Annotated in this window: 15 protein-coding genes; all 15 read right to left on the reverse strand. The window is 47.0% G+C overall.

Annotation, left to right across the window (positions count from 1 at the left end; genetic code table 11):
• Positions 1-300: 300 nt before the first annotated feature.
• Entirely contained in the window at positions 301-624 is a 324-nt protein-coding gene (locus A7C91_RS02820; RefSeq protein ID WP_234394443.1) for a DeoR family transcriptional regulator, read from the reverse strand.
• Positions 625-652: 28 nt separating this feature from the next.
• Positions 653-1,834, reverse strand: a complete 1,182-nt coding sequence (locus tag A7C91_RS02825) for an RNA-guided endonuclease InsQ/TnpB family protein (RefSeq protein ID WP_068664725.1) — start codon at positions 1,832-1,834, stop codon at positions 653-655.
• Positions 1,815-2,423, reverse strand: a complete 609-nt coding sequence (locus A7C91_RS02830) for an IS607 family transposase (protein WP_068664727.1) — start codon at positions 2,421-2,423, stop codon at positions 1,815-1,817. The genes A7C91_RS02825 and A7C91_RS02830 overlap by 20 nt, the downstream gene beginning before the upstream one ends.
• A gap of 58 nt (positions 2,424-2,481) precedes the next feature.
• Positions 2,482-3,495, reverse strand: a complete 1,014-nt coding sequence (locus tag A7C91_RS02835; protein ID WP_234394487.1) for an AlbA family DNA-binding domain-containing protein — start codon at positions 3,493-3,495, stop codon at positions 2,482-2,484.
• 119 nt (positions 3,496-3,614) lie between these two features.
• Positions 3,615-4,475: a V-type ATPase subunit gene (locus A7C91_RS02840; RefSeq protein ID WP_068664730.1), complete on the reverse strand. Its 861-nt coding sequence runs from the start codon at positions 4,473-4,475 to the stop codon at positions 3,615-3,617.
• Positions 4,462-5,073 (reverse strand): helix-turn-helix domain-containing protein, encoded by a 612-nt coding sequence (locus A7C91_RS02845; RefSeq protein ID WP_234394444.1) that lies wholly within the window; start codon positions 5,071-5,073, stop codon positions 4,462-4,464. Before A7C91_RS02845 ends, A7C91_RS02840 begins: the two co-directional genes overlap by 14 nt.
• Before the next feature lie 393 nt (positions 5,074-5,466).
• Positions 5,467-6,846 carry an ATP-binding protein gene (locus A7C91_RS02850; protein WP_234394445.1) on the reverse strand — a complete coding sequence of 460 codons (1,380 nt, stop codon included), beginning with the start codon at positions 6,844-6,846 and terminating at the stop codon, positions 5,467-5,469.
• 240 nt (positions 6,847-7,086) lie between these two features.
• Positions 7,087-7,950 carry a dTDP-4-dehydrorhamnose reductase gene (gene rfbD, locus A7C91_RS02855; protein ID WP_068664735.1) on the reverse strand — a complete coding sequence of 288 codons (864 nt, stop codon included), beginning with the start codon at positions 7,948-7,950 and terminating at the stop codon, positions 7,087-7,089.
• Positions 7,947-8,075: a hypothetical protein gene (locus A7C91_RS12125; RefSeq protein ID WP_267886251.1), complete on the reverse strand. Its 129-nt coding sequence runs from the start codon at positions 8,073-8,075 to the stop codon at positions 7,947-7,949. The genes rfbD and A7C91_RS12125 overlap by 4 nt, the downstream gene beginning before the upstream one ends.
• A gap of 89 nt (positions 8,076-8,164) precedes the next feature.
• The gene (rfbC, locus tag A7C91_RS02860) at positions 8,165-8,722 is read right to left on the reverse strand and encodes a dTDP-4-dehydrorhamnose 3,5-epimerase (RefSeq protein ID WP_068664737.1); all 558 of its coding nucleotides are present in this window, start codon (positions 8,720-8,722) and stop codon (positions 8,165-8,167) included.
• A gap of 4 nt (positions 8,723-8,726) precedes the next feature.
• Positions 8,727-8,936 (reverse strand): DUF2281 domain-containing protein, encoded by a 210-nt coding sequence (locus A7C91_RS02865; protein ID WP_068664739.1) that lies wholly within the window; start codon positions 8,934-8,936, stop codon positions 8,727-8,729.
• A 418-nt stretch (positions 8,937-9,354) separates the two neighbouring features.
• Positions 9,355-10,356 carry a dTDP-glucose 4,6-dehydratase gene (gene rfbB, locus A7C91_RS02870; protein ID WP_068664741.1) on the reverse strand — a complete coding sequence of 334 codons (1,002 nt, stop codon included), beginning with the start codon at positions 10,354-10,356 and terminating at the stop codon, positions 9,355-9,357.
• Between the two features lie 9 nt (positions 10,357-10,365).
• Positions 10,366-11,424 (reverse strand): glucose-1-phosphate thymidylyltransferase, encoded by a 1,059-nt coding sequence (locus A7C91_RS02875; protein WP_068664743.1) that lies wholly within the window; start codon positions 11,422-11,424, stop codon positions 10,366-10,368.
• Positions 11,425-11,547: 123 nt separating this feature from the next.
• Positions 11,548-11,817 (reverse strand): hypothetical protein, encoded by a 270-nt coding sequence (locus A7C91_RS02880; RefSeq protein WP_068664745.1) that lies wholly within the window; start codon positions 11,815-11,817, stop codon positions 11,548-11,550.
• A complete protein-coding gene (locus A7C91_RS02885; RefSeq protein WP_199920093.1) occupies positions 11,814-12,059 on the reverse strand; it encodes a hypothetical protein in 246 nt (81 codons plus the stop codon). Before A7C91_RS02885 ends, A7C91_RS02880 begins: the two co-directional genes overlap by 4 nt.
• Between the last annotated feature and the right edge of the window lie 394 nt (positions 12,060-12,453).

Below are 12,453 nucleotides of genomic sequence, written 5' to 3' on the forward strand. Positions count from 1 at the left end.
TTTCAACCTTTTTAACACTTTCGGAGTCGTGTTATCAAACCTAATATGTACCCAACCCATAGTGCCTTTCAGCGATTTCAACCATAATTCTCAGACTTTTTCCTGCCCTTTCTTCAATCCAACCGTGCCAAACTTTCCAATAAAACATTACTATCCTTAGTAGCCCTTCTTTTTACCTACCATCACAGCTTTACTCAAAAACCGGAAGAACATCGCGCAAAGATAATCCCAGTCCCCCTTGCAATCCTCTGCAGAGCATAACTTGATTCGCTCATGAAATCACCCTTTGACTCATTTGACTCATGGTTGACTCATATTTGACTCATGATGAGTCTTTAGTTTATACCTGCCTTTTTCAACACGCTTGAAAATTCCCAATTTAACCAGATCACTAAGATCCCTTGTCGCTGTTTGTCTTGAAACGCTGAACAGATTTTGATATTCTTTATTTGTTATGCTGCCTTTCTCCTTCACATAGAGCACTGCTTTAATCTGCCTTTCATTCAAACCCAGCTTTCTCAGGTAATCCTCCGTATAGATGTCCTTTCTCAAAAGAACCACGAAACCTCCAGCCTCTTCACTAAACTCAGGCTCGGGTAAACCATTCTCCAGACAGAGGCGCACCATCTTAAACGTTCCAGTACCGTTCTGGTTACCCGCTACTTTTGGAACATATAAAACTATCGTAGTGGGTAACCTTCCAGCCTCCCATCTTCATTGGCTGGCGTTCGGGGGGAGCGGAGACTCCCCACATCTTCAGGGCTCTCAAGCGAATGTTCCAGCTACCAACTACATCCCTATCTGATTCAAAGCCACAATTTTCACAATGCAGAACCCTGCACCCATTCGGGCTTAGCCTACCCCCACATATCGGGCACAGGGAGGAAGTAAAAGCGGGATTAACGAAGACAACTTTAATACCCTTCAACTTGGCCTTGTATTCAATAATTGACTGGAGTTTGCAAAAACTCCAGCGGTGCAAACGACCATTCATCTCGGCTGAATACCTAATCGAATCCCTGATTTCACTCAAATCCTCCAAGGCAATTCCACAGTATTCCTCCGCCAGCTCGACGATTTTATTGGCTATTTTATGGTAGAGATCATTAAGCCTGTTCTTTTCCCTCTGCCCGTATTTTTCGAGGAGTTCTTTCCTTTTCTTACCAGCTCGAATTTTCCGCTGGATTTTCCTCCGCTTTAGGAAGTAACCAGTCCTGATTTCACGTTCGTGAGTGATGATTTGGAGAAACTCACCATTCGGGAGGGAAAGAGTTACATTGTTCTCGTTCAAGTCCACGCCGATGAAAGCTTTCGGCTCTCTAACCTCAACCGCCCTTGAGAAAACAACGTGAAGAAAGACGCCCTTAGGCGTTCTGACCAACCAAGCCTGTCCAACCTTCCAGTCCCCAAACTTCTCGTGGTATTTTGCAGGATAAAACTCCAATTGAATTCTCCCGTTTGGAGTGGAGAGCTTGATTAAGCCCTTCTCCAGATCCAGCTTAAACAGGTGGTCGTCCAGCATTATGACTTCTTTCTTAAAAATAGGCTTTCCGTTAGCTTTTCCCTTCCTCTTCCTTTTCCTGTAGCTTTTGAAAATTGATGTGGCCATTTGACAGGCCGTGTAAAGGTAATGACTCGGTAGTTGTGAGTATTTCTCCCTTAACTCTCTGTAGGTTTCCTTTTTGAGCCTGTAAAAGCTCGTAACGTTGTTCTCGAAGGCGTAAGTTATGAGAAAGTTCACAATTTCACGGTAAGTGGAGAAGAGACCGTCTAACCCTTCAGGAATTGTCTTGAGCTTGAATTTTGCCGTGAGTTTAACCGTCACGGAGGGCATTCTTTACCGCCTCAACGAGGCGTTTTTTCCTGTGAGAACGCATACCATAAAGCTTTCCAGCAAATGAGGTTACGATGGCTAATAAATCCTCAACGAGTTCTTTTTCTGGTGTTTTATCCTCGTCATCGAAGAGTACTTCAATCTCAACGCCGTGAGAGTTGAAGTATTGTTCGAGGTATTTGAAGCCAAAACGGGTTAACCTGTCCCTGCATGTTATTATTACCTTGGTTGTCTCTCCACTTTCCACAAGTTTAAAAAGCTCTTTTAAGCCCTTCCTGTTCTCGTTCAAGCCTGATGAGATGTCCGTGAGGGTTTTTGTTACTTGATACCCTTTGGTGGAGCAGTAGTTTTTGAGGTATTCAACCTGTCTTTCCAAGTCCTCCTTCTGGTCTCTGCTCGAGACCCTGGCGTAAATGACTACTTTATCAGGGATTTTGCCTTCAAGAAGTCTTAGAACTTCGCTTTCTGGAATTCTAAACTCTTTCCCAATTTGATATGCCTTTATTTTCCCTGCCCTGATCCAGCGCCGCACTGTCATTGTTGAAACTCCAAGTTTCTTTGCAACTTCACCAGTCCGATAAAGCCTCATAACTCCCCCCAATTGCAATTATGTACGGAAAATATTTAAATGTTTCGCTTGTTTCAATCTATAAAACAGCCCATCTCTCAACCAGCCCGGCATAGTAGAAAACCTGAGCAATTTTGGGGTTTCTCAGCTTGGATGGGTGCATCTCCTTTTTCAGGTCTTCAAGGCTAATCCCCTCCGGCAACTTCCCGGGATTCCATATCCAGATGAAGTCATCAAAGATTTTAATCTGCACGTTGCTCGGGTCGGTGTAGTCTCTATGAATCAGGGTGTTTATTATAGCTTCTCTGAGGGCATCTAAGGGATAATCCCAAATTTCCTTTCTCCTCAGCCCTCCCTCAAACTCGTACCTGACTCCAATATGGCTCATTATAATCTTCATTGCTTCTTCAACCTGGGTGAAGAGAGTTCCTCCAATCTCCTTGTCGTCTATGATTGTTACCGGATCCTTAAAGCGCCCTATTCCGACCTTAGCCTGGATATAATATTTTTGAGGCTCTTTTCCAAAGAGAAGAAGAGCAGCGTTGGTTATCTTGCCATCCTCTAGAAGCCCAAGCTTATCTAGAATTGACTCAACGTCCTCGTTTTCATTGATGTACGGCAACCTGTTCCTAGCCATACGGACAAACTTTCTGATCGTTTCCTCATCAAGATCTTCCAGAGTTGCAGGAGACGGTAGAGAATCCCATGTGGCCCCAGATTTCTGAAGGAAGAACCTCCGCAAATCCTCCCAGCCCATCTCAACGGTCTGGGCACCGACCCTCCTGTAGTACCTCCCTCTAAAAGAAACTGGAACAGGGGATTGGGGAACTTCAATGATGACGATTTTCTTTCCATCAATATCTTCAACTTTTATGGAGGGGTTTATTCCAAGGTTGTGCCTTATTGATCTGGCTAAGCTGTCCAAGTCTCCAGAGAAGCCATAAACCTTTCCATCATCGCCAACACCTAGGAGCAGAATTCCACCGTGGGTGTTAGCAAATGCCGACAGCGTCTTATACACGGAATCATTCAGCTCCCTCTTAAACTCACTAGTTTCGCTCTTGCCTTTCTTAAGCAGGTCACTAACATTCATACAGCCCACCTAACATTTTGAGGGAGTAATTAGTTAATAAGCTTTTCAGCATAATGGGAAACACTCCCCGTTCCTCTTGTAATCTTCTGCCGTTCGCCTCGCTCATGGGGGTTCACCCTTCACTGTGACCCGTCAGCGTTTTTGAGGGCATCCTCAAGTTCTTTTAATTTCCTCTCAAATAGCCTCTCCTCAAAGACTTTGAAGCCGACGTAGTCAGCCAGCATTACCCTAATGTCCTCCCGGTACTGACTTCCCTTTAAAATCTCATAAACTGAAGTCGGACGATAGCTCTTAGCCCTGTAGAGCTCCCTTAAAACATCCTTCCTGAGATAGAAGTCCCCTCCGCGCCACGCATCTCTTTTCTTGTAGAAGCCCATTAAGAGAGAATAAACGTCAATCACGTCCTTCCAGTGCTTATCCCTCTTGTCGTCTGGATAATCTCCGGCATTGGTGTAAATGTCGAACTTTAGGGCCAGAACTGCCTCAGGAAAAGCCACGTCAACGTCCCCTTCAGCGATTGTATTTCCATTAAAATCACGAAATTCAAAGTGAACCTCCGAATAATACCGATTTCTGAAAATTGATGAAGCGAACGGAGTGTCAAAGCTGAGATGAGAGGGCTTTTTGTCAAAGAGAAAATCCACCTTCACATCTTCCCTAATGATTAAGCTGCTTTTGACAGGTTTTGCAAACCTGAAGCCCGCACTTTGAAATCCAAGGTTTTTCATAACTTCTCTTATTTTCTCAAAGCTTTCAGCCCTTGAGAGGAAATCAATGTCAATTGACGGAACTCCGTTGTAGCCCAAAACGTTATCCACCCAGTAATACACACTCCAGCCACCAATAAGGATGACCTTCCCCTTTAGTTCTTCAGTAATTTTGAACATTGCATCTATTGACTCCCTGATAACCTCGTTGTTGTGGCTCCTCAAATCATAAACCTCAAGGGATATATCATCAGAAAGTTTAGACCCCTTCATTCTTCCCACCTTCAATTGTGGAAACGATGGTCTCAAAAACATCGTCAAAGAGCCTCGTATACGTCCCCTGAGCGAGCATGTCCGCCAGAATCATTCCCCAGCTTGGAATGTAGTAACCGTTGAGCTCCCTCCTAATCTTGAAGTAGAAGTCATCGTAGATGTAGACCTTGAAGGGGTAGCCTTCAGGATCCCTGAACTTCATGAGCTCTTTGAAGGTTTTTTCACTTGCGTAGAGAATTCCACCTGCAGGGCTGATTACCTTGCCGAGCAACCAGAGGGCTGAGTTTCCGGAGAAGAGAACCAGATCCCTCAGGTCGTAATCCGGGATAAGCTTCATGGTTACTGGACTCAAAGAATTCAGTATTATCCCCTTATCCTTTGCCCACTTGAATATCAGCCCTTTTCTATCGATAATCATCAGCTTCCCGCTTGGCGTCGTTGTTAGATAATTCTCCTTCCTTAGAGTCCTGACAACCTGGAAAACATACTTGTAGTTCATCCCGGTGACTCTGGAGATTTCAGGAACTGAAATTGGGGCGTGATCAAAAAGCAGGCTGTAAACTTTCTCCCTCGAAGTTGGAGGTTTCACTCTCTCCACCAATCTACAATATCAACAAATGTTTAAAAGTCTTTTGTTGATATTGATGATAACAAAACATGACCGATTTCGACTCGTCTCGCTCACGGGATTCACCTTTTGTTCATCACCACTACCCGCTCATCTCGCCTTTAGATATAGAGGCAGTCTCTCCGCAGCGTACCTGTAAACCGGATCCGAAAACCTGTAGACCCCTATGTCGTCCCTGACCACTGCGAACAGCTTCCCTGTGGCACAGTAGGTCAGTCTCTTCGCCGCTCCGATACCTCCCGAACCAGTTCGGGGAGTATTTTCTGCAAAGCCTGGCTCGCCTCGCCACGGGGTTCACCTTTTGACTCATATTTGACTCACGATGAGTCTTTAGCCTTCGAAATGGACATATTCAGAGTTTTCTTATTTGAAATTCAAATTCTCGAAGTCCCCCAGATCCCACAGGAGCCAGCCCTCACCCCTGAGGGTTTCCTTGCTTTCAATGCCCTTCGCTATCAACCCGTAATACTTCTGCCAGTTTTCTAACCCGACAAGCCCACTTTTACGCTCTAAACCTTTTAAAACTCCCCTCGCCTCTTTCTCGCTCAACTCCTTCCACTTTACCTCCACCAGCAGAGCCGTATTTTCCCTTTTGTCCAGTGCAACGAGATCAATTTCCTCATTTTTATGCCACCACTTTCCGATCTTCGTAAACTTAAACGGCAGCTCCCCATGCTTGTTAAGTTCTATTAGAAACTCTTTGGCTGCTTTTTCGAAGGTCTTTCCAAGGTAAGTGTTAAAGTTCCTCAGGAAATCCTGAATTGCTGGCTCAGGGTTGAGGGAGTCTATCTCCTCATAATGCGGACTGACGAAGCGGTGGTAAAAACGGAAGTATTCATCTTCTATAACATAAATCCCCCTCTTGGCTTTCCTCTCTGTTATTGGAACCTCACGACTCACAATTCCAAGATTCGAGAGCACCCTAAGATATGCAGATAGGTCTTTGGCCTCCATCCCAACGTACTGAGCGATCTCGTTAAGCCGGGTTTTTCCCATGGCTATGGCCTCGATGATCTGCATGTATCTGGTTGGATTCCTCAGTTCCTCCATGAGGAGAAGCCTCGCCTCGTTGAAAAGAAATGCACTCGGGTCAAAGAAGTTGTTGATAATCTCATCATCGCTCCCCGTTTTGAAGAATTCCATGTATTTAGGAATCCCCCACGTGACCCCATAGAGTCTTAAAAGCCCCTCAAAGTCCTTTCCAAACCATTCGACCATATCGAAGAAGCGGAATGGTTTGACCTTCAGAACCCCACTTGCCCGCCCATAGAGGGGGCTCTTGTAGCTGAGAACCTCACGCTCCATCATTCCAACGCTCGAACCGCAGAGGACAATGGTGATATCCGAACCCTCAAGCACTATGTCCACTACCTCCTGAAACTCGGATGTAACACCTCTATCTGCCTCTATTAAGTAAGGGAACTCATCAAAAACTACCAAAAGCCTTCCTTGGCTCCTTAGAAACTCAAATGCGTCCCTAAAGCTTTCGAATCTTACCGGAGCACCAATAAAAGAGCTTATCTCGTGAGAAAATCTCTCAAGGTCTTTCTCATACCCTCTCTGGGAACAGAGGAAATATACGCCCCTTTTATTCTCCAGGAATTTCCTCAAAAGGGCGGTCTTTCCTACTCTTCGCCTCCCATAGACCACAAAAAGTCGAAAGCCTACCCTCCACACCCTCTCTAGGACTTCGAGCTCTCTCTTCCTATTTACAAATTTTCGAATCATGATTATAATAAACATGACTCGAATATTTAAACATTTTGGTTTTAGCAACCTGACCTCCTCCTTGCCTGAAGGGCGAGGCTTTCAAAGAAAAATGTAAAGCATAACCTCCCTCGCTCATAGGATTCGCCTTTTTTTTGCATCTTTTGCATCATTCTTGCTTCATTTTTGCATCATATAATACGTGCGGCGCGTAAGCGCCGAGATAAAGAGGATAAAACGGGGTTCAAGGGGCGGAGCTCCTTTATCCAAAGACATCTAGAGATACCCCTTCTCTCCCAAATACTCTCTCAATGCCTCTCTCCAATGTTTCATCTTCATCCCAATTCTCTCCAACATCCCATTCCCCAGCGCAGAGAACTTCGGCCGCCTCGCCAGTCTGTTCAGCTCGCTCGACTTTATAGGCTTCACTTCAACGTCCCAGCCCAGGATTTCAAAGACGGCCTTTGTGAACTCGTACCACGAGCAGTAACCCTCGTTCACCATGTGGTATATGCCCCACTCCGGCCCAATCTCCAGGAACTTTTTCAGAGTTCTGGCAACGTCAATCGTGTAGGTGGGGCTCATGAACTGGTCGTTCACAATTTTCAGCTCCTCTCCGTGCCTTGCCTTCTCGATGACCCAGTTGACGAAATTTCCACCCTTTCCACTCGCACCGACCTTCCCATAAAGGCTCGCGACCCGAATGATGTAGTACTTCCGAGAATAGTTCCTCGTGAAGATCTCTCCAGCATACTTGCTTACGCCATAGACGTTTATCGGGTTCGGAACATCTTCTTCAGTGTAGGGTTCTCCCTTAGTTCCATCGAAGACGTAGTCAGTGCTGATGTAAACATTAACGGCATCAATTTCATTAGCAATCTCTGCAACGTTTAAAGCCCCAATTGCATTGACGGCGAAGGCTTTATCAGGGTAGAGCTCGGCATCATCAACCCTAACATAGGCGGCGGTATTGATGATGACGTCGGGCTTCAGATCTTTCAGCACCTTCAAGGTCTCTGGAACGGTAACGTCTAAGTCTTTGTGGGTCAGCGGGATGACCTCAAAAGACGGGTCTTCCCCAAAGACCTTCACCAGGTCGGTTCCAAGCTGGCCGTGGGCACCGATTACAGCGACCTTCATTTTGAACCACCGGAACCAATTATTTCACCCAGCTTTTCCTTGCTATCAATCAAAATAATTCCATCTCCCCCACATGCCAGGATTATGGCATCATTGGGTAGACCATAAATGTCCATTGATGCCACTGCAGGATGTTAAGCTCAATGGCGATTTTTCCCATATCCAACCACCGTTTTTATCATGGCGTTATAAAATGTTTTGCGATAGTAGTGTCTCAGAACACCCATCCCCTATCAATGACCTCCTTTAAGGTTGGCCACTTTCTGTCCTTCTCCGAGACTATGGGGTCATCAACCGGCCAGTCTATGCCTATATCCGGGTCGTTCCATATTATTCCACCCTCATAGTCAGGGGCGTAGACGTTGTTCACCTTGTAAACCACTTCCGCAACGTCGCTCAGTACGAGAAAGCCGTGGGCGAAGCCCCTCGGGATGTAGAGCTGCCACTTGTTGTACTCTGAAAGAATAACCCCCACATATTTTCCAAAGGTCGGTGAGTTCTTCCTCAAATCAACGGCAACATCGTAGATAATCCCTCTAATGCACCTCACTATCTTTGCCTGGGCGTAAGGATTTCTCTGAAAGTGCAAACCCCTAAGAACACCGTACTTTGATTTTGAATGGTTGTCCTGAATGAATTCCCCTTTGATTCCGGCCTTCTCAAAATCCGATTTCTTGTAAGTTTCCATGAAGAAGCCCCTCTCGTCCTCGAAGACCTTGGGCTTGATTAAAATAACATCGGGAATTTCCAGACTTTTAAATTCGAACGGCATAACATCACCTCATCGCCTGAAATGGCGTAACCTTACCGACATCGGTTGCATCAAAATCAGAATCGTACTTCTTCCTGAGCTCCTTCAGCCCCCCGTGCCATCCAAGGGAGCGTCTCCTGCGCGCGTTCCTCTCCAGGAGGAACTCGATGTGGTCCAGCACCTCATCCTTGAGGTCATCTGGGAGCTGCTGAAAGAACTTGTAAGCGTTCCTCATCACGTTCACCATCCTAAACATTCTCGCGGAACTTAATTACCTTTTGCTTACTGCCAAGTGATTAATAACCATATCATTCAACCAGTTCGAGTCTGAGCTCGGGGGCAACATTGCAACGGCAACAACTATAGTCCCGGCTTTCACGAGTTTCTCGGAAAGCTTAAGGGTCAGAGCGTACTCTTTGGGCGAGGGCATAAAGTTTTCTACGGTATTCTCCGTAAGTCCCGTCAGAAATCGACTCCATCTTCCCCCAAAAGTTCCCTAAACTCGGGCATGGACATCCCGGTTCGGGAGTTCTCAAGCTCACTGAGGTGCTCGGCTATGGCTTTTCTCACAACTTCGCTTCATTTAATTTCCGGATGCCTTTTCATCCGGCGGTAGAGTTCCGGATTATGTGTATGCACGTATTTAAACCTCCTCACCACCCCAGCTTCCAGGGCGTTGGATGAAGGACTTTTTCATTAACCAAAGGCCTCCACCACCATTCACTGTTCAGATACCACTCGACCGTCTTTTTGATTCCCTCCTCAAAGCTGTATTTTGGGCGCCATTTAAGGTCGCGCGTTATCTTCCAGGAGTCGAGCGAATACCTCAAGTCGTGACCGGGCCTGTCCTCAACAAACTCTATAAGCGACTCGTCCTTGCCCATGAGCTCAAGGATCGTCTTAACGACCTCCAGGTTAGTCTTTTCCTCGCCGGCTGAAATGTTGTAGATTTCCCTGGGCTTCCCTTTGAGCAGAACGGCCTCGATTGCCCTCACGTGGTCTTCGACGTAGAGCCAGTCCCTGATGTTCTGGCCAGTGCCGTATATCGGTATCTTGAGCCCCATGCTTGCCCTGATTATCGTCTTGGGGATGAGCTTTTCCGGGAACTGATAGGGACCGTAGTTGTTTGTGCAGCGTGTTATGGAGGCGTTCAGACTGTAAGTCCGCGTCCAGCCAAGCACGAGAACATCACTGGCAGCTTTAGTAGCGGAGTACGGAGATGATGGCATAAGCGCGTCTTTTTCGGTGAACGAGCCTTCCTTTATATCGCCGTAGACTTCATCGGTGCCCACGTGAACTAGTCTAACTTCGGGGTTGAACTTCCTTATGGCCTCGAGTATCGTGTACACACCGATGACATTGCTCTTCAGAAAGTGCTCTGGGCTTGAAATGCTCCTGTCCACGTGGCTCTCAGCAGCGAAGTTAACCACTGCATCAACTTTCTTGATTAGCTCCTTAACAAGTTCAAAGTCCGCTATGTCTCCCTTAACGAACGTGTAGCGCGGGTCGTCCTCGATGTCTTTCAAATTCGCCGGATTCGAGCCGTAGCCGAGCTTGTCGAGATTTATCACTTCCCAGTCGGGATGCTTTTCTATGATGTAGCGGATGAAGTTGCTGCCTATGAATCCCATTCCACCGGTCACCAAGAGCCTCATCATTCCACCTCACAGCATCAACTGGGAATTGTCACCCACGACCAGCTTCCTTCCAATGGGATGGTTATTCCCCTCCAGTATCTTCACGTTCTTCCCTATCAGGCTTTCAACGATCCTCCCGCCGCACCTGATTTCGCTTCCCTCAAGGATTACCGAGTCCTCAATCTCCGTGTTCTCGATGATGCAGTTATCGCCGATACTCGTGTAGGGGCCGATGTAGGCGTTCCTGATGATACAGTTCTTTCCAATTATCACAGGGCCCTTTATGACGGTGTTCTCATCGATCTGGGTGCCCTCTTCAATAACCACCCTTCCATGGATTCTGGCCTTCGTCTCAACCCGTATGTCCCTCTCGATATCGTCCAGGATCAATCTGTTGGCGTCCAGAATGTCCTCGGGCTTTCCGGTGTCCTTCCACCAGCCGGTGACCTTCGTCCAGCCAACGCGGTAGCCGTGGTCGATGAGCCACTGAATAGCGTCGGTTATCTCGAGCTCGTTCCTCCAAGAGGGCTTTATGTTCTCGACCGCCTCATGAATCACCGGTTTGAAGAAGTAAACCCCCACCAGAGCAAGGTTGCTCGGCGGTACCTTGGGTTTCTCAATTAAACGTTTGATTGTCTTTCCGTCCTCGCTCAGCTCGGCAACTCCAAACTGCTGGGGATTTGGGACTTCACAAAGCAAAATGCTCGCATCGAAATTTCCCCGTTTAAAGTGCTCCAGGTGCCTCACAATGCCCTCCCTGAGTATGTTGTCGCCGAGGTACATCACAAAATCATCGTCACCGAGGTAATCCCCTGCAACTTTTATCGCATGGGCCAAACCTTTCGGCTCGCCCTGGTAGATGAACTCAATGCTTGCATCCCAATCAACGCTCTTAACTGCTTCGATAACCTGTTCTTTGTTTGGGCCTACGATAATACCAATCTCGTGAATGCCGGCCTCGATGACATCCTCGATAGCGTAGAACAGGACGGGCTTGTTTGCGACTGGGGTGAGCTGTTTCTGCTGGGAGTAAGTTAAAGGCCTCAGCCTGGTTCCGTGGCCGCCCGAAAGGATTAAAGCCTTCATATCCAACCCACCGCCGTCAATACTATCCCAGAAAATAAAAACTTATCGTGGCCGTCGTAACGGCCAACATCCTCAGAGGGTGGATGAATAGGATTCCAAATGTAACGTTATGCTCAGGCCGGTTCACCCAATCGCCGCCTTCATCCCCCCGAGCATCTTAACAACCCTATCAATCAGATCTCCGAGGCCCATCTCCTCCGGCGTCGTCTCGATGGCGAGGTTCATCTTAATCGGAACGATCAGCGTCTCGTCTATTGGCATAACAACCGTCTGGTTTATCGGCACCTCAAGGGTCATGTTGAGCGGCACTGTGGTGTCTACAACGTCCTTGAACCTAACCCTAACCGTCGTGACTATCGGGACATCGACGTAGGTATCAAGCGGAATTATCACCGTCTCCTGCTTGCCGTTAACTTCGACGGTAGTGTTATGTTCTGGGCGATGTGCACTTTCACAGTCCTGTTTACGGGAACGTCAACGTAGGTATCGAGAGGAACCTTCACGGCAATCTCCTCATTTACCGGAACCCTCGCCACCATGGAAACGGGAACACTGAGGTTCATCTGGAGAGGGACCTGTATCTCCTGGTCGAACGGATACTGGATTGTTATCCTCTCGCTCTTCATGCCATCCACAAGGGTTATGACACCCTCTATCTCCTCCAGCGCTATGCTCCTGGCTTGAGTGCACCGTAGACCATGCCGATGTGGAAGACAAGCAGAACAACCACGAGAACCGTCAGCACCTTAATTAATTTCTTACCCATTACCCACACCCCATCATTAACTTTTGGTTCTCGAAGAATTTAAGGGTTGGGTTTGAAAAAGCAGGAAATTCCATTTCTCCGTCTTTTCAATGTACGATTCGATTTCCATTTTAGCTAACTACTAAACACTCCATCTCAAACCAAATTCCCAACCTGATTGAAATTATCTCGGAAAGTTGCCAAAAAATTTTGATTTAAATAAAAGTAAAGATTTATATAGTTAAAGCACCTAAGGGTATATGTGGAGCGCCTGCGGGGGAGAC

The sequence above is a fragment of the Thermococcus piezophilus genome, assembly GCF_001647085.1.
GTDB lineage: Archaea > Methanobacteriota_B > Thermococci > Thermococcales > Thermococcaceae > Thermococcus > Thermococcus piezophilus.

Coding starts and splice junctions, on each gene's coding strand:
- A7C91_RS02825 (WP_068664725.1), bottom strand. CDS start 1,834: ATGCCCTCCGTGACGGTTAAACTCACGGCAAAATTCAAGCTCAAGACA.
- A7C91_RS02830 (WP_068664727.1), bottom strand. CDS start 2,423: ATGAGGCTTTATCGGACTGGTGAAGTTGCAAAGAAACTTGGAGTTTCA.
- A7C91_RS02835 (WP_234394487.1), bottom strand. CDS start 3,495: ATGAATGTTAGTGACCTGCTTAAGAAAGGCAAGAGCGAAACTAGTGAG.
- A7C91_RS02840 (WP_068664730.1), bottom strand. CDS start 4,475: ATGAAGGGGTCTAAACTTTCTGATGATATATCCCTTGAGGTTTATGAT.
- A7C91_RS02850 (WP_234394445.1), bottom strand. CDS start 6,846: ATGTTTATTATAATCATGATTCGAAAATTTGTAAATAGGAAGAGAGAG.
- rfbD (WP_068664735.1), bottom strand. CDS start 7,950: ATGAAGGTCGCTGTAATCGGTGCCCACGGCCAGCTTGGAACCGACCTG.
- rfbC (WP_068664737.1), bottom strand. CDS start 8,722: ATGCCGTTCGAATTTAAAAGTCTGGAAATTCCCGATGTTATTTTAATC.
- A7C91_RS02865 (WP_068664739.1), bottom strand. CDS start 8,936: ATGAGGAACGCTTACAAGTTCTTTCAGCAGCTCCCAGATGACCTCAAG.
- rfbB (WP_068664741.1), bottom strand. CDS start 10,356: ATGAGGCTCTTGGTGACCGGTGGAATGGGATTCATAGGCAGCAACTTC.
- A7C91_RS02875 (WP_068664743.1), bottom strand. CDS start 11,424: ATGAAGGCTTTAATCCTTTCGGGCGGCCACGGAACCAGGCTGAGGCCT.